Consider the following 25186-nt stretch of genomic DNA (forward strand, 5'->3'; position numbering starts at 1 on the left):
CTCCCAATGGAAAGAAGCGATAGACTAAAGACCCCACAGGGCGAAGCCCGAGAAGGCTCACCAATCGCCCCCCCAAGGACGCGGAGCAGATTTGCGGAAATCACCAGCGAGAATGTTTGGCCTCCACTACGATTAGTGGAGGTTTTTATAATAGTGAATTAACTTTATTTACAAACATTGTTTTGCTATAATTCAAAAGTACATATAAAAAGCTGGGGGTACCTGTAAGAATGTATTACATAATCGCATTAGCTATTATTATTATTGATCAACTTACAAAATGGTTAGTAGTGAGATACATGGAGCTTGGAGAAAGTATTCCAATCATTGAAAACTTTTTATATTTGTCCTCTCACAGAAATCGTGGAGCTGCATGGGGTATCCTTGAAGGGCAGATGTACTTTTTTTATGCTATCACGATGATCGTGGTCATTGGATTAATAGTGTATCTGCAAAAACTGCCAAAGGACCAACCATGGATGAAGCTAGCATTGAGTTTGATGCTCGGTGGTGCGATTGGTAACTTTATCGACCGACTTTTGCATCAAGAGGTCATTGACTTTATAAATACATTTATCTTCACATATGATTTTCCCATCTTTAATGTGGCAGATTCTGCTCTCGTAATTGGAGTGGGAATTATCTTAGTGTTAACTATCTTAGAAGGTAAGAAAGAGAAGAAGGAGCTATCAAATTAATGACAGAAACTTTCACGATTACAATCGATGAATCACAAAATAACGACCGTATTGACAAAGTCCTTTCCACCCAACATGACGATTGGTCACGATCTCAAGTACAACAGTGGATAAAAGAAGGACAGGTTCTTGTAAATGGGGAAACAATTAAGCCTAACTATAAATGTTCTACTGGCGATAGTATTACTGTTACGATTCCTGAACCAGAAATCCTAGATGTTTTACCTGAAGAGATGAATCTAGACATCTATTTTGAGGATTCTGATGTCATCGTGGTCAACAAGCCAAGAGGAATGGTCGTCCATCCAGCAGTAGGTCATTATACTGGTACGCTTGTTAACGGCTTAATGGCCCATTGTAAGGATTTATCAGGAATAAATGGTGTGATGCGTCCTGGAATTGTCCATCGTATAGACAAAGATACTTCTGGACTGTTGATGATTGCTAAGAACGACTTTGCTCATGAAAGACTCGTGAACCAGCTAGTCGAGAAGACCGTAACCAGAAAGTATCAAGCTATTGTTCATGGAGTGATTCCGCATGATGTTGGAACCATTGATGCCCCAATAGGACGAGACAAAAAAGAACGTCAAAGCATGACAGTCACGGATGAAAATAGCCGTCATGCTGTAACCCATTTCCGCGTGATAGAGCGTTATCAAGACTTTACTCATGTAGAGTGCCAATTAGAAACAGGGAGAACGCATCAGATACGTGTTCATATGAAGTATATTGGATATCCACTTGCGGGCGACCCAAAATATGGACCAAGAAAAACACTAGATATTAATGGTCAGGCTCTTCATGCAGGTGTTCTTGGTTTTATCCATCCTCGTACAGAAGAATATTTGGAATTCCAAGCGCCAATTCCACCAGAATTTGAGCGCGTTTTAATGAGAATAAAAAATCATTGACAGGTTAAAGTTATTTTGAGATAATCATATCAATTAAATAAGACCTTTAAAGACAGTCCCGTGAGGCTGAGAAGGTAACGGCAACTAGACGATAGGAGTTTTTGTGTGCACACATTCTCCTGTTCGCCTAGAAAAAACCTCTCATCAGCACGATGAGAGGTTTTTTGTTCTGTTACTGAACATTTTAGTAAAGAGGTGAACACTATGGCAGAAAAAGCATTGGTTCTAGATGAACAGGCAATCAGAAGAGCGCTAACTCGCATTGCACATGAAATTATTGAGCGTAACAAAGGGATAGAGGATTCTGTACTTGTAGGTATCAAGACAAGGGGAATCTATCTTGCGAAAAGGCTTGCTTCAAGAATTCAACAAATTGAGGAAAAAGAAATTCCGGTAGGTGAGCTTGATATTACTCTGTATCGAGATGACTTATCTACAAAATCGGAAGATAAAGAGCCGCAGGTAAAAGGTTCGGATATTCCCGTAGATATAAATGATAAAAAAGTAATCCTAGTGGATGATGTCCTATTCACAGGCAGAACGGTTCGTGCCGGAATGGATGCCCTGATGGATTTTGGAAGACCTTCACAAATTCAGCTTGCAGTGCTTGTCGATAGAGGTCATAGAGAATTGCCAATTCGAGCAGATTTTGTTGGGAAAAACATTCCAACAGCAAGTTCAGAAAAAATTGTTGTGGAGCTATCTGAAATAGACTCTAACGATCAAGTTAGTATACACGAAAAATAAAAACCCTTTTAATTGCAGTCCCGAGAGGCTCGCAAAGGGGTATTCTGGTTCACATTTCTGTACGTGTACAGAAAGATTGTGGAACCTTTCTACCTCTTTGTGCCCTAGGCTGCACAAAGAGTTTTTTTATGCGAAATTTTGGGAGGTCAAATCATGAGAGAGAAACCGGTATTAGATATTAAAGAAGTACCATCAAAATCAAAATGGCTTATTTTTAGCATTCAGCACTTATTTGCGATGTTTGGTGCAACGATTCTCGTTCCAGCACTTGTTGGCTTAAGTCCAGCAGTGGCACTTGTATCAAGTGGGTTAGGAACATTAGCATATCTGTTTATAACCAAAGGACAAATTCCTGCATATTTAGGTTCATCCTTTGCCTTCATTGTTCCAATAATTGCAGCCACTGAGCTTGCAGGACCTGGAGGAGCAATGGTTGGAGGATTTATGGCAGGTCTTGTTTATGGGCTAGTGGCAATGCTGATAAAGCTGTTAGGACATCAATGGATCATGTACATTCTTCCACCAGTTGTAGTTGGACCAGTCATCATTGTTATTGGGCTTGGACTAGCTGGGGTTGCAGTCGATATGGCTATGTATGAAAATCCAGGTGCTCCGCCAAATGAACTGGTGTATAGCATCAAGCATTTACTTGTAGCTTTAACAACCCTTTCCATTACCATTATTAGTGCGATTTTCTTCCGCGGAATTTTTGGTATCATCCCGATTCTGATCGGAATTGTTGGTGGATATGTTACCGCCTATTTTGCAGGCTTGGTAAATCTTGCTTCTGTTAGGGCAGCAAGCTGGGTGGAAGCGCCAGAATTTATAATCCCATTTGTAGATTATTCACCAACAATGACAGCTTCTATCATATTCCTTATGGTTCCTATCGCAGCAGTAACCATCGCGGAACACATCGGAGACCAAATGGTCATTAGTAAGATTGTCGGTAAGAATTTTGTTAAAAATCCAGGTTTACATCGTTCCATATTAGGGGATGGTGTAGCAACCATGCTTGCATCCTTAATCGGTGGACCACCTAACACGACTTATGGTGAAAACATTGGCGTGTTGGCTATTACAAGAGTGTTCAGCGTGTTCGTGGTAGGAGGAGCAGCAGTATTAGCCATCGTGTTCGGCTTTATTGGAAAGATTTCGGCATTAATAGGTACGATACCAAGCGCAGTAATGGGTGGAGTCTCCATCTTGCTCTTTGGAATCATTGCAGCAAGCGGTCTTCGAACACTAATAGATAACAAGGTAGACTTTAGTATCAAGAGAAATCTAATTATCGCTTCTGTAACACTAGTTATCGGGGTTGGAGGAGCTTTCGTACAAGTGGCGGAGTATCAGATTGCAGGAATGGCGCTTGCAGCGATTATTGGAATCATCTTAAACCTCGTATTGCCAGGTAAAGAAAAAGTGCAGGAAGATCTTTTTGAAGAAGAGGAAAAACAACATACAGTAGCTTAACAACCTTTTAAGAAAAGTCCAGAGAGGCTGGCAAGGGTGAAAAAAAGCTTGATTTGATAGGTGGAACATGTGCTATTGGGGTACCATTTTACCCTCCTATCAGACTAAGTGTACTTAAAACACCCTTCCATCTTGGACTGGGTGTTTTTTTGATAGAAACGGAGGGTGGAAAATGGGACATTTACGAACGATGAGAGACTTATCAAACGAGGAAATTATGACACTAATGGAACAAGCTATCCGTTTTCAAAACGGGGAGAGTTGGACGCCCCCTCACCAAACATTTGTGGCCAATCTATTTTATGAATCAAGTACGAGAACCAAATGTAGCTTTGAAGTAGCCGAAAGAAAACTAGGCCTTCAAGTTATTCCTTTTGAGGTAGCAACGTCAAGTGTGAACAAAGGTGAAAGTCTGTATGACACGGTTAAAACCCTAGAGTCTCTTGATGTGAGAGCGATGGTTATACGACATCCTGAGGAAGAATACTTTCAACAACTTTCTTCCATAAACGCTTCGATTATAAATGGCGGCGATGGCTGTGGAAATCACCCAACCCAATCCTTACTAGATGTAATGACTATCTATCAGGAGTTCGATAGACTAAATGATTTGAACATTACAATAGTTGGCGATATTCGCCACAGTCGAGTTGCTAGATCCAATGCAGCAGTGCTTAAACGATTTGGCTGTAATGTAAAATTTGTTGCCCCACAAGAATGGCAGGATGAAAGCTATCCTAAAGAAACCTACATATCCATGGATGAAGCAATTTCTACTAGTGATGTGGTGATGCTGCTAAGAATTCAGCATGAGCGCCACCTATCTAGTCAACATGATTTGGATGATTACCATCATCAGTATGGTATGACAATTCAACGTGAAAAGAAGATGAAAGAAAAAGCAATCATTATGCATCCTGCCCCAGTAAACCGCGGGGTGGAAATTGCAGCAGAATTGGTAGAATGCGAGCGTTCCCGAATTTTTAAGCAAATGGAAAATGGGCTGTACATGAGAATGGCCGTATTAAAAAGAGCCTTAACAGAAAATGAAGGAGGAAGAGCACATGACAATCTTATTAAAGAATGGGAAATGGCTTAATTCAAAGGGAGAAATAGACAAGGTTGATATCTTGTTAGCTGGCAACACCATTGAAGAAATCTCCTCCAATATTAATAAAGAAGGTGTTGACACCGTAATCGATCTGGAAGGAAATCTAGTTGCTCCTGGATTTATTGATGTCCATGTGCATTTACGTGAGCCAGGTGGAGAGAAGAAAGAAACAATCGAAACAGGAACAAAAGCAGCGGCAAAAGGTGGTTTTACCACAATATGTGCGATGCCAAATACAAGGCCGACACCAGATACGAAAGAGCAACTTCATTGGTTGACGAAAAAAATTGATGAAACTGCAGTGGTCAGAGTACTTCCTTATGCTTGCATTACAACAAGACAGCTAGGGCAGGAACTCACAAATTTTAAAGAGCTGACAGAAGCAGGAGCATTTGCTTTCACAGATGATGGGGTTGGAGTGCAGGATGCTTCGAAAATGTTGGAGGCTATGAGAAGAGCGGCGGAACTAAACATGCCGATTGTTGCTCATTGTGAAGAAAACACCCTCATCAATAAAGGCGCAGTACATGAAGGTATGTTTTCCAAAGAAAATGGAATTAACGGAATTCCATCGGTTTGTGAGAGTGTCCACATCGCACGAGATATACTGCTAGCTGAAGCAGCAGGTTGTCATTATCATGTTTGCCACATTAGTACGAAAGAATCTGTCCGTGTCGTTAGAGACGCAAAAAGAGCAGGCATACATGTGACAGCAGAAGTGAGTCCGCATCACCTCTTATTATGTGAGGAGGATATACCAGGCTTAGATGCTAACTTTAAAATGAATCCTCCCTTGCGAGGAAAAGCGGATCAGAAGGCGTTGCTTGCGGGCTTGCTCGATGGAACCATTGACATGATTGCTACAGACCATGCGCCGCATACAAAGGAAGAAAAAAGTGAAGGGATGGAAAGAGCGCCATTTGGAATTGTGGGATTAGAAACTGCCTTTCCACTTCTTTACACTCATTTTGTAGAGACAGGCATTTTTACCCTTAAGCAACTGATAGATTGGTTAACAATGAAACCGGCTCAGGTGTTTAAGCTTCCTTATGGTAGGTTAGAGGTAGGAGCAAAAGCAGACATTACCGTAATAAATTTAGATAGCAAAGCAACGATTAATCCAGAAGATTTCTTATCAAAAGGAAAAAACACTCCTTTTTCGGGATGGGAATGTAATGGTTGGCCAGTGATGACGTTTGTAGATGGAAAACTAGTGTGGCAGAAAGGTAGTGTTCTAGTATGAATCGGCAACTAATTTTAGAAGATGGAACATTCTTTGTTGGAAAGGCATTTGGCAGCTTAAAGGACTCTATTGGCGAGGTAGTTTTTAATACAGGAATGACAGGATATCAGGAGATCTTATCAGACCCTTCTTACTGCGGGCAGCTTGTGACTCTTACCTATCCGCTTGTTGGAAACTATGGCATCAATCGTGATGATTTTGAATCAATTGACCCTGCTATCAATGGGTTTATCGTGAAAGAAGTAAGTGAATATCCTTCAAACTTCCGTAATCAGTGGACATTAGATGAATTTTTTAAAGCAAAGGACATTCCGGGAATTGCTGGAATTGATACAAGAAAGCTCACTAGAATTATCCGAGAGCATGGAACCTTAAAAGGAGCACTATGTGGGCTGGATGTAGATAGAAACGAAGTGATTTCGAGCTTAAAGTCTCGTGTGTTGCCTACCAACCAAGTGGAGCAAGTGTCAACGAAGACGGCGTATCCTTCTCCTGGTCGGGGGTATCGAGTCGTTCTTGTCGATTTTGGTATGAAACATGGAATTCTTCGTGAATTAAACAAACGAGGTTGTGATGTTGTAGTCGTACCTTACAATATTACAGCCGAAGAAATCATGAGATTAAGTCCAGATGGCGTGATGCTATCTAATGGGCCTGGTGATCCAAAGGATGTACCTGAGGCAATAAGCATGATTCAGGATTTGCTTGGAGTGGTTCCGGTTTTTGGCATTTGTTTAGGCCATCAACTTTTTGCCCTCGCATGTGGAGCAAATACAGAAAAAATGAAGTTCGGACATAGAGGCTCTAATCATCCAGTGAAAGACTTAAGCACAGGCCGTGTTGCGCTTACCTCGCAAAACCATGGCTATACGGTAACGGAGGATTCGCTTCTCGATACTAATCTTGAAGTAACACATATTGCGCTCAATGACGGCACAATTGAAGGCTTAAAGCATACCATCCACCCTGTTTTTACGGTGCAATATCACCCAGAAGCAAGCCCAGGGCCTGAAGATGCTAACTATTTGTTTGATCATTTCATGACTTTAATTGAAGAAGCAAAGAAGGGAGAACGCTTATGCCAAAACGTCTAGATATCCACACTATCCTTGTAATAGGTTCAGGCCCCATTGTCATCGGGCAGGCTGCAGAATTTGACTATGCAGGTACACAAGCCTGCATCGCACTTAGAGAAGAAGGCTACCGCGTAATTCTCGTCAACTCTAACCCAGCAACGATCATGACCGACCAAGAAATGGCGGATAAAGTGTATATGGAGCCACTAACGGTGGAATTTGTCAGCAGAATTATCCGAAAAGAAAGACCAGATGCCATCCTCCCTACTCTTGGTGGGCAAACAGGATTGAATCTTGCAGTGGAGCTGGCTGAGGCTGGGGTGTTGGAAGAATGTAATGTTCAAATTCTTGGAACAAAGCTATCTGCCATTCAAAAAGCAGAAGACCGCGACCTCTTCCGAACCTTAATGAGGGAGCTGAATGAGCCTGTTCCTGATAGTGAGATTATTACCAATCTTGATGAGGCCTATCAGTTTGTCGAAAAGATTGGGTTCCCGGTTATTGTAAGGCCAGCTTACACCCTCGGTGGGACAGGAGGCGGCATTTGCTCTAATCCAGAAGAGCTAGATGAAATCGTCTCAAGCGGTCTGAAAAATAGCCCCGTAACACAGTGTCTTTTAGAGAAAAGCATTGCCGGTTTTAAAGAAATCGAATATGAAGTGATGCGTGACTGCAATGATAATGCGATTGTAGTATGTAATATGGAAAATATAGATCCAGTTGGTGTTCATACGGGAGATTCCATCGTCGTAGCACCAAGTCAAACCTTAAGTGATAGAGAGTATCAGCTATTACGTAATGTTTCTCTCAAGATTATCCGAGCACTAGAAATTGAAGGCGGCTGTAACGTTCAGTTGGCATTAGATCCTCACAGCTTTCAATATTACATTATTGAAGTAAACCCAAGGGTAAGTCGTTCATCTGCACTAGCTTCCAAAGCAACAGGTTATCCTATCGCAAAGCTAGCAGCAAAGATAGCAGTTGGGTTGACACTCGACGAAATGATGAACCCAGTCACTGGAAAAACCTATGCTTGCTTTGAACCAGCACTTGATTATATTGTGACAAAGATTCCAAGATTCCCTTTTGACAAGTTTGAATCTGCCAACCGCCGCCTTGGTACGCAAATGAAAGCAACAGGTGAAGTGATGGCAATTGGACGTACTTTTGAAGAATCCTTATTGAAAGCTGTGCGTTCCTTAGAATCGAACATCTTTTATCTAGAGCTTGAAGGCAGCGAAGGCTTTTCCGATGAACTGGTAGAAAAAAGAATCAGAAAAGCAGGGGACGAGCGCTTGTTTTACCTCGCAGAAGCAATGCGCAGAGGCTATTCCATTGAAACAATCCATGAATGGTGCGAAATTGATATGTTCTTCCTACAAAAAATACACAAAATCCTTTCAATGGAAGAACATATTACTGCCAATAAAGGTTGTATGACTACCCTACATGAAGTAAAACAGATGGGCTTTAGCGACAAAACCATTGCCAAGCTTTGGAGTGTCTCAGAAAGAGAAATTTATCAACTTCGATTAGACAAAGACATTCAACCTGTCTACAAAATGGTTGATACGTGTGCTGCCGAATTTGAATCCTCTACTCCGTACTATTATGGAACGTATGAGGATGAAAACGAATCTGTTGTCACTCAAAAAGAAAGTATTGTTGTACTAGGATCTGGACCAATCAGAATTGGTCAAGGGGTAGAATTTGATTATGCTACGGTCCACTCTGTGTGGGCGATTAAAGAAGCAGGGTATGAAGCAATCATCATCAATAACAATCCCGAAACAGTGTCAACAGACTTCAGTATTTCTGACAAACTGTATTTTGAGCCCCTCACCATTGAAGATGTCATGAATATCGTAAACCTTGAAAAACCAAAAGGTGTGGTTGTCCAATTTGGGGGACAAACAGCCATTAATCTTGCTGCTGAGCTTGAAGCAAGAGGAGTGAAAATTCTTGGCACCACCCTTGAGGACTTAGATCGTGCAGAAAACAGAGATAAGTTTGAGCAAACATTAACAAACTTAGACATTCCGCAACCAAAAGGGAAAACAGCAACTTCGATTCCCCAGGCTGTCGAAATTGCAGAGACTATCGGCTACCCAGTACTTGTTAGACCATCTTATGTGCTTGGTGGACGGGCGATGGAAATAGTCTATAAATCAGAAGAGCTGCTACTTTACATGAAAAATGCTGTCAAAGTAAATCCAGAACACCCTGTTTTAATTGACAAGTATATGACAGGAAAAGAAATTGAAGTGGATGCAATTTCGGACGGAACAGATGTTTTTATTCCTGGAATTATGGAGCATATTGAACGCGCTGGGGTTCATTCAGGAGACTCTATTGCTGTATATCCACCGCAAACACTAAGCAATGAGATTAAGAAAAAGATAGTGGACTACACAACTCGCCTTGCAAAAGGGTTGAACATCGTTGGTCTACTAAACATACAATTTGTCATTTATAAAGAAGAAGTGTACGTCATTGAGGTGAACCCAAGGTCAAGCCGTACGGTCCCATTTTTAAGCAAAATAACCCATGTTCCAATGGCTAACGTTGCTACAAAAATTATCCTTGGCGAAAGCTTACAATCACAAGGTTACTATTCTGGGTTACAGCCTGAAACACCAGGAGTGTTCGTAAAAGTTCCGGTTTTCTCTTTTGCAAAATTACGAAATGTCGATATCACACTCGGGCCAGAAATGAAATCAACTGGGGAAGTAATGGGGAAAGATTTTACCCTTGAAAAAGCACTTTATAAAGGGCTAGTAGCATCAGGAATATCCATTAAGACTTACGGCTCTGTTCTTTTCACCATCGCAAACAAGGATAAAGAGGAAGCATTAACCCTTGCGAAAAGATTTCACCAGATTGGTTACAAAATATTGGCAACTGCAGGCACAGCAGAGTATTTTTGGCAAGAAAATATTCCATCCGAAGTTGTTAATAAAATTGGAGGCGAATCTCCTAACCTAATAGATGTTATCCGCAAAGGAGAAGCGCAATTTGTCATTAACACTTTAACGAAAGGCAAGCAGCCTGCACGAGATGGTTTTCGAATTAGACGCGAATCAGTAGAAAACGGTATCCCTTGCTTAACCTCTCTTGATACAGCTAAGGCAATTCTAAGAGTCTTAGAATCTATGACATTTTCCATAGAATCTATTGACGCATTAGTTTCCGAAAACAAAGAGGTGGTGTACAGCGGATGAAAAAAGCATGGATGACCGTTGTTTCCCAAAAAGAAATAGCTTGTAACATCTATGAAATGGTGATGGAAGGAGAACTCGTAAGTAAGATGAGTTCTCCTGGCCAATTCGTTCATATCCGAATATCAGAGGGGTTGGACACGCTACTGCGTAGACCCATCAGCATCTCATCCATTATTCCTGAAAAACAGCAATGTAAAATTACCTATCGTGCAGAAGGAAAAGGAACAAAGCTGTTAGCATTAAAGCAGCCAGGTGAAATGCTAGATGTTCTTGGTCCCCTTGGAAATGGCTTTTCCATCCAACATCTTCAACGAGGTGATCATGCATTAATTGTTGGTGGCGGCATCGGTGTTCCACCATTATTAGAGCTTACGAAACAACTGCATGGGAAAGGTGTTTCTACCTCCCATGTACTCGGCTTTCAGTCTAAAAACGATGTTTTCTATAAAAATGATTTTTCCTACTTTGGCGACACCTACGTAACAACAGTGGATGGAAGCTATGGAAAAGAAGGATACGTGACCAATTTGTTAGAGGAAATCAACCCTGAATTTACAACCCTTTTCTCATGCGGTCCAACACCTATGCTAAAAGCGATTGAAACGATGTATCCAAAAAATGATGTGTACCTATCTCTTGAAGAGCGTATGGGCTGTGGAATTGGAGCTTGCTTTGCTTGCGTTTGTCACCTACAAGGAGACCCTGAAGGCTATGCTTATAAAAAAGTTTGCACAGACGGACCAGTCTTTAAAGCAGGGGAGGTTGTCTTATGACATGCTTAGATGTTCAGTTACCGGGATTGAATTTAAAAAACCCTATCATGCCAGCATCCGGCTGTTTTGGATTTGGTAGGGAGTATGCCAAGTTTTATGATCTAGATGTCCTTGGAGCAATAATGATTAAGGCAACAACCTTGGAACCGCGTTTTGGAAACCCAACACCACGTGTCGCAGAAACAAATGCCGGGATGCTAAATGCCATCGGTCTCCAAAATCCTGGCTTAGATAAAGTACTTTCCGAGGAATTGCCTTTTTTAGCACAATATGACGTACCAATTATTGCAAATGTGGCAGGTTCCAAAATAGAGGACTATGTAGAAGTGGCCAAGGAAATTTCAAAAGCTCCAAATGTGCATGCCTTAGAATTAAACATATCCTGTCCTAACGTAAAAACAGGAGGAATTGCCTTTGGTACTGACCCAGTAATTGCTGGACAAGTGACAAAAGCTGTTAAAGAGGTATCCTCCGTTCCGGTGTACGTAAAGCTATCCCCTAATGTAGCCAATATAAGTGAAATTGCCTTAAGTATTGAAGCTGCCGGTGCTGATGGTCTAACCATGATTAATACTTTACTTGGAATGCGTATTGATTTGAAAACAGGCCGCCCAATTCTTGCAAATCAGACAGGCGGATTATCAGGACCTGCAATAAAGCCAGTAGCTATCCGAATGATTCACGAAGTTAGCCAAAAGGTGAGTATCCCTATCATAGGAATGGGGGGTGTGCAATCAGCAGAAGATGTGTTGGAATACTTTTATGCCGGCGCAAGTGCCGTTGCAGTAGGAACAGCAAACTTCGTTGATCCATATATCTGTCCATCAATCATTGAGGAGCTACCACAAAAGCTTCATGAACTTGGTTTTGAACATATTTCTGAATGCACGGGAAGGAGCTGGAAGCAGCATGCAAAAATCGCTTATAGTCGCACTTGATTTTCCTAAAAAGCAACAAGTGGATCATTTCTTGAGTCTATTTGGTGAAGAAAAATTGTCTGTTAAGGTAGGCATGGAATTGTTTTACCAAGAAGGACCAACCATCGTTGAAGCACTTGTAGCTTCTGGACATCAAGTGTTCCTTGATTTGAAGCTTCATGACATTCCTAACACGGTGTACCATGCAATGAAAGGACTCGGTAAACTTGGTGTGAGTATGACAAATCTTCACGCTGCAGGGGGCTCTGAGATGATGAAAGCTGGTCTAGAAGGATTAAGGGAAGGTGCTGTTATTGCAGGAAAATATGTTCCTTCTCTTATTGCAGTCACACAGCTCACAAGCATGACAGAGCAACGGTTACGTGAAGACTTATTAGTGGGAGCTTCGATGAATGAAACGGTGTTACATTATGCAAAAAAAGCAGCAGAAGCAGGCTTAGACGGAGTGGTTTGTTCTTCCTTGGAAGCTAACATGCTTATGGAAGAGCTTGGGAACGAATTTAGAAAAGTAACGCCTGGAATTCGTATGTTAGGCGATGATGCTAATGATCAAAAGCGTGTTGTCACCCCTAAAGATGCAAGGAAATTAGGTGCTACGGACATTGTCGTTGGTCGGAGCATTACTGGTGCGGTTGACCCAGTTCAAGCATATAAATCCATACTACAACAATGGCAAGGAGTGGAAATAGGATGAACAAAAAAATAGCAGAAGAGTTACTAGAAATTAAAGCGGTATTCTTTCAACCAGATGAACCATTTACGTGGTCGTCAGGCATAAAATCCCCCATATACTGCGATAACCGGCTGACTATTTCCTATCCAAGAGTGAGAAAACAGGTTGCAGATTCATTAGCAGCCCTAGTTAAGAACAGCTTTGGAGAGGCAGAGATGATTGCAGGTACAGCTACAGCCGGAATTCCTCATGCTGCCCTTGTAAGCAATGAGCTTAACCTTCCAATGTGCTATGTGCGGAGTAAGGCGAAAGGGCACGGTAAAGGCAACCAAATTGAAGGGTTGGTCACAAAAGGTCAAAAGGTAGTAGTGGTGGAGGATCTGATTTCAACAGGTGGTAGTGCAATCGGGGCGGTGGAAGCCCTGCGTGAAGCAGGTTGTGAAGTGCTCGGTGTGGTAGCTATTTTTACATATGGCTTAGATGTGGCAGCTGATAATCTTGCAAATTTCAATGTGAAAACAGAGGCACTTTGCGATTATCAAACATTAATGGAAGCAGCGATTGAGCGCGGTGATATTGGAGAAGCAGACCGCAAAAAACTATCCAAATGGCTAGAAAACCCAACAAGCGAGGCTTGGATGGCTTATTAAAGAAAAAAATTGAAAAAACCTCCCGAATTAGGGGGGTTTTACTGTTTAAATGAATGGCTGTGGGTTTGAAAGCTACTGGTTGTGGTGAATCTCGAAAGGTTGGTCGTTTATTATCAAAGGTAGAGGGGATATCACGAGAGGTTTTGTTTTTTACAAAAAAGTTTTTGTTAAAATTGAATAAATAATAGTTTATTTTCTAGTTGGAATGTGCGGTAAGGGTAGACTGGTGACCCCATACATCAAACGTGGAGGGGACCCTTACGAGCAGACTCTTCCATAAAGGTCATATAAAAAGCTGTTAGAACGTCAATGAAGACGCTCTAACAGCTCTTTTTCATCATTATATCTTTTTCTCAATGTCGCTGTTCTTTTTCAAGTCTTCGACGATGGTTTGTAGTTGTTTTTGTTTTTCTTCTTTTTCAAGCTGACCGCGAATTTGGTCTTCTACTTCTGCAAGCTCAGGGAATTTGCTTTCAGGTGCTTCTTCGCCTTCTTTAGCTTTTTCTTCTCCTTCGGGAGCTTGTTTTTGCTGTGCTTCACTTTGTTCTTTTGCTTGATTGTAGTAATCTTTGACTTGATCGTCGGTTACTTTAGATTCGCCTAGTTCTTTTTCCATGTATTTTTCAAGAGCAAGTTCTTCTGCAAGTTGTGCTTTTAGAGTTTCCATGGTTAATGGCGTTCCTTCAAGAGCTTCTTTAAATTTTTCTTCACTCTCATATCCAGCTTTGATTTCTTCCAAGTATTTATTTACTTCATCTTCAGATGCTTTGTAGCCTTTGTCAGCTACTTCTTGAGATAGAACTTCCTGGTCGATTAGGGCATTTAATGTTTGGTCCTTCATTTTATCTGCGTCGCCACCAGCTTGTCCAAATTGCATCATCATCATTTGTGTCTGTTCGAGCATCATGTTGTACTCTTCACCTTTTATTTCTTTGCCATTTACAATGGCGACTGTTTCTTTTGGATCTACTTTTTCTGCTTCTGGTGCTTTTTCTTCTTGTTTGTTTTGCTCTTTATTGCCTTCTTTAGCAGCATTGTCATCTTTAGATCCACAAGCTGCAAGTACTCCAACTGTAAGTATGGTCACTAGAAATAAAGATATCTTTTTCATGTTGTACCCTCCAATTTAAAGCATATAAAACTATTTTTCCATTTAAACATGGTTTTTATGAGGAAGCAAATATTTACCCCTTTTTTGGGATAGATTTATGATTTTTTCAGGCTGATAATTACTTCTTCGTCTGGTGTTACATACACGGTTTGCTGCTGTTCGTATATGACAAAACCAGGCTTTGAGCCAGAGGGTTTTTTGACATGTCGTACTTTTGTGTAATCAACAGGAACAGAGCCTGAGTGCCGTGCTTTGCTGAAATATGCAGCAATGGTCGCTGCCTGCATGATGGTTTCCTCACTAGGGTCTTCACTGCGGACCACCACATGGGACCCAGGAATATCTTTTGTATGCAGCCATATTTCATCACGGCGAGCTACTTTGTTTGTTAAATAATCATTTTGCTTATTGTTTTTACCGACCAGAATCTCGATGCCTTCATTAGAGGTATACTGTTCTAAAACAGGCTTTTGCGGTTTGATTTTTTTGCGACTTTGTTTCATTCGCATATAGCCTTCTTCCATAAGCTCTTCACGAATTTCTTGAATGTCTTTAGGAGATGCTGTTTCCACTTGCTGACTTAGCATGTCAAAGTATTGAATTTCCTTTTTAGCTTTTTCAATTTGTTCTTCGACAATGGAAAGGGAATTTTTTGCTTTTTGGTATTTATTGAAATAAGCTTGAGCATTAGCTGATGGGGATTTTTGTACATCAAGACGAATGGTGATGCTGCCGCCATTTTCATCATAGTAATTGGTAACAGTTACCTCTTTATCACCGCGCGAGATCTGATAGAGATTTGCTGTTAGCAGTTCCCCGTACAACTGATACTTCTCTGCTTCTTTTGCATCTATTAATGTTTGTTCCAGTTTTAGGATTTTCTTTTCGTTTTTCTGAATTTCATTCGTGATGTAGCGGTCCAAATCGTTTGCTTGCTGTTTCACCCTATCTCTAGAAGCTTTCCCGAAGTAAAAACGGTCTAAAAGCTCACTGAGTGTTGGAAAATGCTTACGTTCTCCTTTTAGATGCTCAAGGTTCATGAAGTAAAATTGTTCTTTGTTGTCTTCTGTTATAATCATTTGCGGTTGAAACGCATGTTGCTTTACCTTCTCCAGGAGTTGAAGGAAGCTTTTCGGTAACGTCTCTCTGTTAGCTAAGCCTGCTTGATAAACTGCTTCTTTTGCAAATAATGGAGAAACTCCAGCAACGAGCTGAACAAGTTGCTTGTCTAATTTTCCAGAGAAATAGTCGAGTTTGTTTCTAACTGCCTCTTCTGTCACTTCAAAAGGGTCAAGCTTATGTTGTGAAGGAGGAAGCACATATGGCTGACCAGGGGAAAGACTTCGATGCCTGTTGTGAGCCATTGGAACATGCTTGATACTATCTAGAATCATTTGTTTTTCTTTATCGATAAAAATGATGTTAGAGTGGCGTCCCATAATTTCTACAATAAGCTGTTTATAGGAAATATCACCGATTTCATTGCGTGCCTTCACATCAAGGATGATGATACGGTCCATGCCTACTTGATGGATGTTTGTGATAATGCTGCCTTCCAGGTGTTTTCTAAGCAGCATACAAAACATTGGCGGCTCTGCAGGGTTTTCATAGGCTTCTTCTGTTAAGTGCAGTCTAGCATAGCTAGGATGAGCACTTATGAGCAGCTTGTGGTTTTTCCCTCCTGAGCGAACAGTGATTATTAATTCATTTTTATAAGGTTGATAAATTTTATTAATTCTTCCATTTTCCAGCTTCTTCAATTCTGCTGTCATGGCATATGTAAAAATCCCATCAAAACTCATGTCGGATTAACTTCCTTTCTTTTTCACGGCATACAAGGGTTCTTTTTCTCATTATAGCTTATAGATTCTTGCAACGCTCAAAAAGTATATCATTTTTTTGGACAGGTCTGAATAGACTTTGTTAGATAGATTTTGTGCAAAGGTTGTGAGGTGTGACAGATGAAGTGGCATGAAATGAGAGCAGAAGAAGTAGAACAACAAATTAATTCTGATATCCATGCTGGCTTGAGTGAGTCAGAAGCGAAGAGCCGTTTGCATCAATTTGGGACGAACGAGCTAAAGGAAGCGGAACGACCGAACGCCTTTTTGTTGTTTTTAGAACAGTTTAAGGATTTTATGGTTGTCGTTTTATTGGCTGCCACACTCATTTCCGGACTATTAGGAGAGTACATTGATGCAGTTGCCATCATTGCAATCGTTGTAATTAATGCATTTTTAGGTTTCTTTCAGGAAAGAAAAGCCGAGAAATCCTTGCAGGCATTAAAAGAGCTATCTGCTCCACAGGTGATGGTATTAAGAGAAAGCGAATGGCGAAAGGTTGCATCAAAAGATGTTGTGCTTGGTGATATTATTAAGTTTTCAAGCGGCGATAGAATTGGAGCGGATTTACGAATTGTACAGGCTAACTCGCTCGAAATAGAAGAATCTGCGCTTACAGGTGAATCTGTTCCTACCATAAAAAGTGACAAGCCTGTGCACGGCATGGATGTCGCAATAGGGGATCAAGAGAATATGGCCTTTATGGGAACGCTTGTAACTAGAGGATCAGGAATTGGTGTAGTGGTGGCAACGGGTATGAATACAGCCATGGGTCAAATAGCCGATTTGTTGCAATCTGCTGAATCAACGATTACGCCTCTGCAGCGTAAATTGGAGCAGCTTGGAAAAATTTTAATTACTGTGGCCCTCATTTTAACAGTACTTGTCGTAGTAGTGGGAGTCATTCAAGGTCACAGCTTATATGAAATGTTTCTTGCTGGGGTTTCTCTTGCGGTAGCAGCAATTCCAGAAGGATTACCAGCCATTGTGACTGTTGCGCTCTCACTTGGCGTTCAACGGATGATTAAACAAAAGTCAATAGTAAGAAAACTCCCTGCAGTCGAAACCTTAGGATGTGCTTCTGTTATTTGTTCGGACAAAACAGGCACACTCACTCAAAACAAAATGACAGTCACTCACCTCTGGTCAGGAGGTAACATGTGGCATGTGACAGGGAATGGCTATGAGCCTAAAGGAGAATTTCATACAGAGAACAATAAAAGCTCGGTGATGGAAAAATCATTAGTCCAACTTCTTACGTTCGGGCTTTTATGTAATAATGCTGAATTAAAAGTAAAAAACAAACAATATGTATTAGACGGTGACCCAACGGAGGGAGCATTAGTGGTTGCTGCCATGAAGGCAGGGTATACTCGGGAGGGCATCAGCAAAGAGTTTCAAGTGATAAAAGAATTTCCATTTGATTCAGAGAGAAAGATGATGAGTGTTGTGGTAAAGGATGAACTCGGAAAGATGTTTGTTATTACAAAAGGTGCACCAGACGTGATAGCAAATGGTTGTGAAGCGATTTTATGGCAAGGGAAACGAGAGGTTTTCTCTGATAAGCATCAGCATGCTGTGAAAGATACGGTACACAGCTTAGCATCACAGGCCCTTAGAAATATAGCAGTGGCATTTAAACCAATCTCCTCCTTTCATGAAGAGTTGTTAGAAAAGGATATAGAAAAAGATCTTATCTTCATAGGGCTACAAGGGATGATTGATCCGCCACGACAAGAAGTGAAGCAAGCAGTGAAAGAGTGTAGGGAGGCTGGAATCAAAACGGTCATGATTACAGGTGATCATGTGATTACCGCGAAAGCCATTGCGACAGAAATAGGGATTCTGCCAATGGGTGGTAAGGTTTTAGAGGGGAAAAGTTTACAGACCATGACGCAAGGTGAACTAGAAGATATTGTAGATGACGTGTATGTCTATGCTAGAGTGTCGCCACAGCATAAGCTTTCCATCGTCAAAGCGCTCCAGAAAAAAGGACATATTGTTGCCATGACAGGAGATGGAGTAAACGATGCTCCTGCCATTAAGGCATCAGATATTGGTATTGCGATGGGGATTACCGGTACAGATGTGGCAAAGGAAGCATCTTCCCTCGTATTGCTTGATGACAATTTTGCAACGATAAAGGCTGCAATTAAAGAAGGTAGAAACATCTATGAGAATATAAGAAAATTTATCAGATATTTACTAGCATCCAATGTTGGAGAAATTCTCGTGATGCTCTTTGCGATGCTTTTAGCACTCCCTTTACCACTAGTACCAATCCAGATTTTGTGGGTGAATCTTGTGACTGATGGATTACCTGCGATGGCGCTAGGACTTGATCAAGCTGAGGGTGATGTAATGAAGCGTAAGCCAAGACACCCAAAAGAAGGGGTCTTTGCTCGCGGTTTATGGTGGAAAATAATCTCAAGAGGCTTTTTAATCGGACTTGCTACATTGCTCGCATTTTTGATTGTCTATAAGCAACATCCTGATAATCTTATCTACGCACAAACTGTAGCATTTGCAACTTTAGTTATGGCACAGTTGATTCATGTCTTTGACTGCCGAAGCGACCGTTCTATTTTTCATCGAAACCCGTTTCAGAATTTGTATTTGGTAGGAGCCGTCATTTCTAGCATCATCCTCATGCTGATTGTGATTTACTACCCGCCATTACAAGTTATCTTCCATACTGTCTCCCTTGCGCCTAAAGAATGGCTGCTGATCTTAGGAATGGCTTCCTTGCCAACATTTCTTTTAGTGGGATCTCTCTTTACAAGTAAAAAGAAAAAAATATGATATAATGGTGAAAGAAGGTAGTAGAGAAAAGTCTCTATTACCTTTCTTACGTGTTAGGATGTTGTAAAAATAACTTTCAAAATAAGGCAAAGAGTGCTAATATAGTGGTTGCTTAGCATCTAAGTATAAAAAAATATACTTAAGATCGGACGTGAGATTAATGGTAAAAAGCATGACAGGCTTTGGCCATTCAGAAGCATCCTATGACAATGTGAAAATCGTGGTCGAAATGAAATCTGTTAACCATAGATTTTGTGAAATCATAGTCAGGATGCCTAAGCAGTTTATGTTGTTAGAAGAAAAAATAAAAAAAGAAGTGGCGTCCATCATCCAGAGAGGACGTGTAGAAATATTTATCACCACTGAAGGAGGCTTATCTGGAAAACAACTTTCAGTGGATTGGGATCTTTTAGGAATGTACATAGAAGAGATTCAAGAAATGAAAAATCGATATAATATTTCCGGTTCTATTGAAGTGAGTGATATACTTAAAATAGAAGAGCTTTTTGTTCTATCACAATCAGAAAAGCTCATCTCGGAATTAGAGACTCCTTTACTAGAGCAAGTCCGAACAGCAGCTGAACAGTTGCTCAAGATGAGACAAATAGAAGGGGAAGCTCTTAGAGAAGATGTCCAAGTGCACCTAGACAAAATAGAAGATGATGCTGACAGTATTAAACAGTTAGCTCCATCTGTCGCTCTTGCTTATCGGGAAAGATTAGAAAAAAGGCTCAAGGAATATCTCGAATCTCAAATTGATGAGCAAAGAATACTTGCGGAAGCCGCGATCTTTAGTGAAAAAGCAGACATCAATGAAGAATTAAGTAGAATACATAGTCATCTAGAGCAGTGCCGACAGTGCCTCTTTATTTCAGAGCCTGTGGGAAGAAAACTAGATTTTCTCACTCAGGAGCTTAACCGGGAGATTAACACGATTGGTTCCAAGGCGAATGATGCAAAGATTGCCAGTTTTGTAGTGGATATGAAGGCTTCATTAGAAAAAATAAAAGAGCAAGTGCAAAACATTGAGTAATCTTTGATTATCAATAGAAAAACAAGGTTAAAATAGAGTTTGTAACTAGAGGTGAGAACCATGAATATTAAATTGATAAATATTGGCTTTGGTAATATTGTTTCTGCAAATAGGATTATCTCTATCGTCAGTCCGGAATCTGCTCCGATAAAACGTATTATTCAGGATGCAAGAGATCAAGGTATGCTAATTGATGCAACATATGGTAGAAGAACAAGGGCTGTGTTGGTCATGGATAGCGATCATGTTATTTTATCTGCAGTCCAACCTGAGACTGTTGCACAAAGGCTAATTAATAAAGATGATATGTCTGATGAAGGGTAGGTATTTATAGATAAATGAAGGATAGAGGATTATTAATTGTTCTATCAGGGCCATCTGGTGTTGGTAAAGGAACAGTAAGAAAAGCTTTGTTTTCTAAAGATGATGTTCGTTTGCATTATTCCATTTCAATGACTACTCGTAACCCTAGGCAAGGCGAGGTTGATGGAGTGGATTACTTCTTTAAATCCCGTGAGGTTTTTGAAGAACTGATTGAAAAGGATAAATTTATCGAATGGGCAGAGTATGTTGGCAACTATTACGGAACGCCTGTTGATTATGTGGAGCAGTGCTTGGCAGAAGGAAAAGATGTATTTTTAGAAATAGAGGTACAAGGTGCCATTCAGGTGAAGAATAAATTCCCAGAAGGTGTGTTTATTTTCCTCATGCCACCAAGTCTTACTGAATTAAAAAACAGAATCACAACAAGAGGCACGGAAACAGAAGATCTAATTAACAATCGAATGACAGTTGCAAAAGAAGAAATTGAAATGATGGATGCTTATGACTATGTGGTCGAAAATGATCAAGTAGACCTAGCTTGTGACAGAATCCAAGCTATTGTTCAAGCGGAACATTGTAAACGGACGCGACTTCGTGAAAAATACAAACAAATGCTGGAGGCTGAATAATATGTTATACCCATCTATTGACTCACTCATGCAAAAGCTTGATTCTAAATACACGTTGGTTACTGTATCAGCAAGACGTGCAAGAGAGATGCAGCAACAAAATGATCAAATGATCGAAAAGACAGCTTCCTTTAAATGCGTCGGAAAAGCACTAGAAGAGATCGATGCGGGACTTTTAACTGCAAAATCCATAAAAACTGCTGAAAGAAGCGAAGGAATCCTTAATTACAAGTAAAAATAACAACCTAGAGATAGGTTGTTATTTTTTTAAGGTATCGGCATTGCTTTTTTATAAACGGGGGTAGATTACATGTTGAAAAACAAAAAAATCTTATTATGTGTCACAGGGGGGATTGCTGTCTATAAAGCAGTTGCCTTAACAAGTAAGCTTGTGCAACAAGGAGCAGAAGTAAAGGTCATCATGACCGAATCTGCCTGCAAATTTGTGACTCCCTTATCCTTTCAGGCACTTTCACGAAATGAAGTTTTTACCGACACGTTTGCTGAGAAAGATCCTTCTGTCATTTCCCATATTGATTTAGCAGATTGGGCTGATCTAAATCTTGTTGCTCCCGCAACGGCCAATACCATCGGCAAGCTTGCCAATGGAATAGCAGATGATATGGTAACGACCACTCTCCTTGCAACCACCGCACCAGTCTGGATTGCACCAGCCATGAATGTCCATATGTACGATCACCCAGCGGTAAAAGATAATATGACCCGCTTAGCATCTTTTGGTTACCACTTTATTGAGCCTGGAGAGGGCTTTTTAGCTTGTGGATATGTTGGAAAAGGAAGATTAGAAGAACCAGAGTCCATTGTGGTTGCTTTGGAAAATTATTTTCAAGAAAAAAAGCCGCTCAGCGGAAAAAATGTGCTTGTCACAGCAGGTCCGACAGTGGAAAAGGTCGATCCTGTGCGTTTCTTTTCCAATCATTCTTCGGGTAAAATGGGGTATGCAATCGCGGAAAAGGCAGCTAGTTTGGGTGCAAAGGTGACACTCGTTTCAGGACCAACCAATTTATGTGACCCGGTGAATGTAAGTACGTATAGAGTGGAATCTGCACAAGAGATGTATGAAAAAGTTCTTTCCCTTTACGAAGAAGCGGATATTGTTATAAAATCAGCAGCGGTTGCGGACTATCGACCAAAATTTGTTTATGATCGTAAAGTGAAAAAACAAACGGAAGATCTGGTTATTGAAATGGAGCGCACGATGGATATTTTAAAAACGCTTGGAGAGAAGAAGAAGCATCAATTCTTAGTCGGCTTTGCAGCGGAAACAAATAATGTCGAAGAATACGCGCAAGGGAAGTTACAAAAGAAAAATTTAGATCTCGTTGTGGCTAATAATATTACCCAAACCGGCGCCGGATTTGGTACAGATACAAACATTGTTACCCTATTTCATAAGGATGGAACGGCTCAATCACTCCCTTTGATGTCTAAAAATGATGTAGCTGCTCGTTTATTAGATGAAATTAGCAAAAAGCTTAAGGAACCAAACGCATGAAATATGCCAGTATAATCGTTGATGTACCCGTAAAACAGACGGATCGTGCTTTTGATTATGAAATTCCTGAACAATGGAGAGAAGTAATTGTGCCTGGAATGAGAGTAAATGTTCCTTTTGGTCCCCGGCAAATTCAAGGGTTTGTGGTTGAGGTAAAAGAGACCACAAGCATCGAAAAAACCAAACCGATATCCGCCTTGATTGATATTGAGCCAATTCTGACAAACGAACTAATGAAGCTGGCTGAATGGCTTAGGGACCACACTTTGTGCTTTACGATTTCCGCTTATCAAGCTATGCTGCCAGCGGCTTTAAAGGCAAAATATGAAAAATGGATTATGGTTAAAAACCCCGCTAAACTGCAACCTGAAATAGAGCTTTTTTTTCAGGGGAAGGACAAAATAAAGTTTGAGGAACTAAGTGGGACCAACCATTTCCAGAAAATTAGAGCGTTAATAGATGAGGATACTCTTGAAGTTTATTACGAAGTGAAAGATCGCCTAAAAAAGAAAACACACAAGGTTGTTAAAATAATTGCTTCACATGAAAAGCTCTTAGAGGTAAAGGGGCAAATATCAACAAGGGCAAAGGCCCAGATTAAGTTAATTCATCATTTATTAGAGACTCAACAAGAAATACTAGAAAAGAAGTGGCTAATGGAGGAATTGCAAATAGGTTCTGCTGCCATTGATGCCTTGAAGAAGTATGGAATTATTGAAGAAGTTGACGAAGAGATCTATCGCGATCCTTATCAAGACAGAACGTTCACTCCCACCTCTCCACTTCCACTTACTCCCCAACAACAAGAAGCAATCAGTCCTATTCTCGATTCGATTGAACAAAAAAAGCATGATGGCTATGTGATGTTTGGAGTAACAGGAAGTGGGAAAACCGAGGTATACATGCAGGCTGTCCATGAAGTTTTGCAAAAAGGAAAAGAAGCGATTGTGTTGGTACCTGAAATTGCCCTTACTCCTCAAATGGTCAACAGATTTAAATCTCGTTTTGGCTCAGATGTGGCCGTTTTGCACAGTGGCCTTGGTATGGGGGAAAAGTATGATGAATGGCGCAAAATTCATCGTAAAGAAGTACGGGTAGTTGTGGGAGCACGCTCAGCAATATTTGCACCTTTTGAAAACATTGGAATCATAATCATTGATGAAGAACACGAAACCAGCTATAAACAAGAAGACTCCCCACGATATCATGCAAGAGATATTGCCATGGAGAGAGGGCGGTTCCATCATTGCCCGGTTGTGCTTGGAAGTGCCACTCCAACCTTAGAGACTTTTGCACGTGCGTCAAAGGGCGTGTATAAGCTTTTGAAAATGGACAAGCGAATGAGCGAACAGGGTATGCCTGATGTGGATATCGTGGATATGCGAGAAGAGCTTCGCGAAGGAAATCGATCGATGTTTTCGAGAACACTTCTAGAAAAGCTTCAAGAGCGCTTAGAGCGAGGAGAACAATCGGTTTTATTTTTGAACAAAAGAGGTTATTCTTCCTTTGTTATGTGTCGAGACTGTGGATATGTGGTAGAATGTCCGCATTGTGATATTTCTTTAACCTATCACAGAAGTTCCAATGGGATGAAATGTCATTATTGCGGGTATGAAGAGCCTGTCAAATCCACTTGCCCTAGCTGTGATAGTGAGCATTTTCGTTTTTTTGGTACGGGAACACAAAAGGTAGAAGAAGAGCTGACAAAGCTATTGCCAGAGGCTAGAGTGATACGGATGGATGTTGATACAACCAGGAAAAAAGGTGCCCATGAAAAGCTCTTAGAGCAGTTTGGAGCACGTAAAGCTGATATCCTGTTGGGGACGCAAATGATAGCAAAGGGTCTGGATTTTCCTTATGTTACACTTGTTGGTGTACTAACAGCTGATACGATGCTAAATATTCCGGACTTTCGTTCGTCTGAGAAAACCTTTCAATTATTAACCCAGGTCTCAGGAAGAGCCGGACGTCACACTCTAAAAGGAGAGGTTGTGGTTCAAACCTATTCACCTGAGCATTATAGTGTCGAGTTGGCAGGTTCCCATGATTATCTTCAGTTTTATCATAAAGAAATGCAGGTGCGAAAGCTTCATCAGTATCCACCCTTTTACTACCTTGCACTCGTAACGGTCACTCATATGGAGCTGACAAAGGTGGTATCCGTAACAGAGAGCATTACAAGGTATCTAAATGGAAAGCTTTCAAACACTGCGGTTATTTTAGGTCCTGTTGCCTCGCCGATTTCGAGAATAAAGGACCGTTATCGCTATCAATGTATTATTAAATATAAAAAAGAACCACAGCTTGAGGAGATTCTAAAGAGTATTCTTGAAAAGTATCAAACAACGATGGATCAAGAAAAATTAGCCATTCATATTGATTTAAACCCTTATATGCTGATGTAGAGAAAAGC

The 25186-nt window shown here is 40.7% G+C and carries 21 protein-coding genes; 19 read left to right on the top strand and 2 right to left on the bottom strand.

The window, feature by feature from the left end:
* Nucleotides 1-230: 230 nt before the first annotated feature.
* From lspA to pyrE, 12 genes are all read left to right on the top strand, one after another.
* On the top strand, nt 231-698 hold the full coding sequence (gene lspA / locus FIU87_RS08800) for a signal peptidase II (protein WP_152444245.1): 468 nt from the start codon (nt 231-233) through the stop codon (nt 696-698).
* Nucleotides 698-1612 (top strand): RluA family pseudouridine synthase, encoded by a 915-nt coding sequence (locus FIU87_RS08805; RefSeq protein ID WP_152444246.1) that lies wholly within the window; start codon nt 698-700, stop codon nt 1610-1612. Before lspA ends, FIU87_RS08805 begins: the two co-directional genes overlap by 1 nt.
* 204 nt (nt 1613-1816) lie before the next feature.
* A complete protein-coding gene (gene pyrR, locus FIU87_RS08810) occupies nt 1817-2359 on the top strand; it encodes a bifunctional pyr operon transcriptional regulator/uracil phosphoribosyltransferase PyrR (protein ID WP_152444247.1) in 543 nt (180 codons plus the stop codon).
* 150 nt (nt 2360-2509) lie between these two features.
* A complete protein-coding gene (locus FIU87_RS08815; protein ID WP_301538670.1) occupies nt 2510-3832 on the top strand; it encodes a solute carrier family 23 protein in 1323 nt (440 codons plus the stop codon).
* Nucleotides 3833-4004: 172 nt separating this feature from the next.
* Nucleotides 4005-4931, top strand: coding sequence for an aspartate carbamoyltransferase catalytic subunit (locus tag FIU87_RS08820; RefSeq protein ID WP_152444249.1), 927 nt, complete (start codon nt 4005-4007; stop codon nt 4929-4931).
* Complete coding sequence (locus tag FIU87_RS08825) at nt 4897-6186, top strand: dihydroorotase (protein WP_152444250.1); 1290 nt, start codon at nt 4897-4899, stop codon at nt 6184-6186. Before FIU87_RS08820 ends, FIU87_RS08825 begins: the two co-directional genes overlap by 35 nt.
* Nucleotides 6183-7280 (top strand): carbamoyl phosphate synthase small subunit, encoded by a 1098-nt coding sequence (locus FIU87_RS08830; RefSeq protein WP_152444251.1) that lies wholly within the window; start codon nt 6183-6185, stop codon nt 7278-7280. The genes FIU87_RS08825 and FIU87_RS08830 overlap by 4 nt, the downstream gene beginning before the upstream one ends.
* The gene (carB, locus tag FIU87_RS08835) at nt 7265-10483 is read left to right on the top strand and encodes a carbamoyl-phosphate synthase large subunit (RefSeq protein WP_152444252.1); all 3219 of its coding nucleotides are present in this window, start codon (nt 7265-7267) and stop codon (nt 10481-10483) included. Before FIU87_RS08830 ends, carB begins: the two co-directional genes overlap by 16 nt.
* On the top strand, nt 10480-11256 hold the full coding sequence (locus FIU87_RS08840) for a dihydroorotate dehydrogenase electron transfer subunit (protein WP_152444253.1): 777 nt from the start codon (nt 10480-10482) through the stop codon (nt 11254-11256). Before carB ends, FIU87_RS08840 begins: the two co-directional genes overlap by 4 nt.
* Nucleotides 11253-12194, top strand: a complete 942-nt coding sequence (locus tag FIU87_RS08845) for a dihydroorotate dehydrogenase (RefSeq protein ID WP_152444254.1) — start codon at nt 11253-11255, stop codon at nt 12192-12194. Before FIU87_RS08840 ends, FIU87_RS08845 begins: the two co-directional genes overlap by 4 nt.
* Complete coding sequence (gene pyrF / locus FIU87_RS08850; protein WP_152444255.1) at nt 12166-12888, top strand: orotidine-5'-phosphate decarboxylase; 723 nt, start codon at nt 12166-12168, stop codon at nt 12886-12888. Before FIU87_RS08845 ends, pyrF begins: the two co-directional genes overlap by 29 nt.
* Complete coding sequence (gene pyrE, locus FIU87_RS08855) at nt 12885-13517, top strand: orotate phosphoribosyltransferase (RefSeq protein ID WP_152444256.1); 633 nt, start codon at nt 12885-12887, stop codon at nt 13515-13517. Before pyrF ends, pyrE begins: the two co-directional genes overlap by 4 nt.
* A gap of 340 nt (nt 13518-13857) precedes the next feature.
* Here the strand turns inward: pyrE and FIU87_RS08860 are convergent, their stop codons facing one another.
* Together FIU87_RS08860 and FIU87_RS08865 are read right to left on the bottom strand one after the other, a co-directional pair.
* Complete coding sequence (locus FIU87_RS08860; RefSeq protein ID WP_152444257.1) at nt 13858-14628, bottom strand: SurA N-terminal domain-containing protein; 771 nt, start codon at nt 14626-14628, stop codon at nt 13858-13860.
* A gap of 95 nt (nt 14629-14723) precedes the next feature.
* Complete coding sequence (locus FIU87_RS08865; protein ID WP_152444258.1) at nt 14724-16430, bottom strand: Rqc2 family fibronectin-binding protein; 1707 nt, start codon at nt 16428-16430, stop codon at nt 14724-14726.
* Between the two features lie 159 nt (nt 16431-16589).
* Between FIU87_RS08865 and FIU87_RS08870 the strand changes: the two genes are divergently transcribed.
* The 7 genes from FIU87_RS08870 (at nt 16590) to priA (ending at nt 25178) form a co-directional block, all read left to right on the top strand.
* On the top strand, nt 16590-19271 hold the full coding sequence (locus tag FIU87_RS08870) for a calcium-translocating P-type ATPase, SERCA-type (RefSeq protein WP_152444259.1): 2682 nt from the start codon (nt 16590-16592) through the stop codon (nt 19269-19271).
* A gap of 160 nt (nt 19272-19431) precedes the next feature.
* Nucleotides 19432-20304 carry a YicC/YloC family endoribonuclease gene (locus FIU87_RS08875; RefSeq protein ID WP_152444260.1) on the top strand — a complete coding sequence of 291 codons (873 nt, stop codon included), beginning with the start codon at nt 19432-19434 and terminating at the stop codon, nt 20302-20304.
* 60 nt (nt 20305-20364) lie between these two features.
* Entirely contained in the window at nt 20365-20628 is a 264-nt protein-coding gene (gene remA, locus FIU87_RS08880; protein ID WP_152444261.1) for an extracellular matrix/biofilm regulator RemA, read from the top strand.
* A 14-nt stretch (nt 20629-20642) separates the two neighbouring features.
* A complete protein-coding gene (gene gmk / locus FIU87_RS08885; RefSeq protein ID WP_152444262.1) occupies nt 20643-21257 on the top strand; it encodes a guanylate kinase in 615 nt (204 codons plus the stop codon).
* Between the two features lies 1 nt (nt 21258).
* Nucleotides 21259-21492 carry a DNA-directed RNA polymerase subunit omega gene (gene rpoZ, locus FIU87_RS08890; protein WP_152444263.1) on the top strand — a complete coding sequence of 78 codons (234 nt, stop codon included), beginning with the start codon at nt 21259-21261 and terminating at the stop codon, nt 21490-21492.
* Nucleotides 21493-21567: 75 nt separating this feature from the next.
* Nucleotides 21568-22773, top strand: coding sequence for a bifunctional phosphopantothenoylcysteine decarboxylase/phosphopantothenate--cysteine ligase CoaBC (gene coaBC / locus FIU87_RS08895; RefSeq protein WP_152444264.1), 1206 nt, complete (start codon nt 21568-21570; stop codon nt 22771-22773).
* On the top strand, nt 22770-25178 hold the full coding sequence (priA, locus tag FIU87_RS08900; protein WP_152444265.1) for a primosomal protein N': 2409 nt from the start codon (nt 22770-22772) through the stop codon (nt 25176-25178). Before coaBC ends, priA begins: the two co-directional genes overlap by 4 nt.
* Nucleotides 25179-25186: the final 8 nt, after the last annotated feature.

The sequence above is a fragment of the Bacillus sp. THAF10 genome (assembly GCF_009363695.1).
GTDB lineage: Bacteria > Bacillota > Bacilli > Bacillales > Bacillaceae_I > Sutcliffiella_A.

What these genes read in the sequence shown, in the direction of transcription:
- pyrR (WP_152444247.1), top strand. Translation starts at nt 1,817, where the DNA reads ATGGCAGAAAAAGCATTGGTTCTAGATGAACAGGCAATCAGAAGAGCG.
- gmk (WP_152444262.1), top strand. Translation starts at nt 20,643, where the DNA reads ATGAAGGATAGAGGATTATTAATTGTTCTATCAGGGCCATCTGGTGTT.
- FIU87_RS08820 (WP_152444249.1), top strand. Translation starts at nt 4,005, where the DNA reads ATGGGACATTTACGAACGATGAGAGACTTATCAAACGAGGAAATTATG.
- carB (WP_152444252.1), top strand. Translation starts at nt 7,265, where the DNA reads ATGCCAAAACGTCTAGATATCCACACTATCCTTGTAATAGGTTCAGGC.
- FIU87_RS08840 (WP_152444253.1), top strand. Translation starts at nt 10,480, where the DNA reads ATGAAAAAAGCATGGATGACCGTTGTTTCCCAAAAAGAAATAGCTTGT.
- rpoZ (WP_152444263.1), top strand. Translation starts at nt 21,259, where the DNA reads ATGTTATACCCATCTATTGACTCACTCATGCAAAAGCTTGATTCTAAA.
- FIU87_RS08845 (WP_152444254.1), top strand. Translation starts at nt 11,253, where the DNA reads ATGACATGCTTAGATGTTCAGTTACCGGGATTGAATTTAAAAAACCCT.
- FIU87_RS08805 (WP_152444246.1), top strand. Translation starts at nt 698, where the DNA reads ATGACAGAAACTTTCACGATTACAATCGATGAATCACAAAATAACGAC.
- priA (WP_152444265.1), top strand. Translation starts at nt 22,770, where the DNA reads ATGAAATATGCCAGTATAATCGTTGATGTACCCGTAAAACAGACGGAT.
- FIU87_RS08830 (WP_152444251.1), top strand. Translation starts at nt 6,183, where the DNA reads ATGAATCGGCAACTAATTTTAGAAGATGGAACATTCTTTGTTGGAAAG.
- FIU87_RS08875 (WP_152444260.1), top strand. Translation starts at nt 19,432, where the DNA reads ATGGTAAAAAGCATGACAGGCTTTGGCCATTCAGAAGCATCCTATGAC.
- lspA (WP_152444245.1), top strand. Translation starts at nt 231, where the DNA reads ATGTATTACATAATCGCATTAGCTATTATTATTATTGATCAACTTACA.
- FIU87_RS08865 (WP_152444258.1), bottom strand. Translation starts at nt 16,430, where the DNA reads ATGAGTTTTGATGGGATTTTTACATATGCCATGACAGCAGAATTGAAG.
- FIU87_RS08870 (WP_152444259.1), top strand. Translation starts at nt 16,590, where the DNA reads ATGAAGTGGCATGAAATGAGAGCAGAAGAAGTAGAACAACAAATTAAT.
- remA (WP_152444261.1), top strand. Translation starts at nt 20,365, where the DNA reads ATGAATATTAAATTGATAAATATTGGCTTTGGTAATATTGTTTCTGCA.
- FIU87_RS08825 (WP_152444250.1), top strand. Translation starts at nt 4,897, where the DNA reads ATGACAATCTTATTAAAGAATGGGAAATGGCTTAATTCAAAGGGAGAA.
- pyrF (WP_152444255.1), top strand. Translation starts at nt 12,166, where the DNA reads ATGCAAAAATCGCTTATAGTCGCACTTGATTTTCCTAAAAAGCAACAA.
- coaBC (WP_152444264.1), top strand. Translation starts at nt 21,568, where the DNA reads ATGTTGAAAAACAAAAAAATCTTATTATGTGTCACAGGGGGGATTGCT.
- pyrE (WP_152444256.1), top strand. Translation starts at nt 12,885, where the DNA reads ATGAACAAAAAAATAGCAGAAGAGTTACTAGAAATTAAAGCGGTATTC.
- FIU87_RS08860 (WP_152444257.1), bottom strand. Translation starts at nt 14,628, where the DNA reads ATGAAAAAGATATCTTTATTTCTAGTGACCATACTTACAGTTGGAGTA.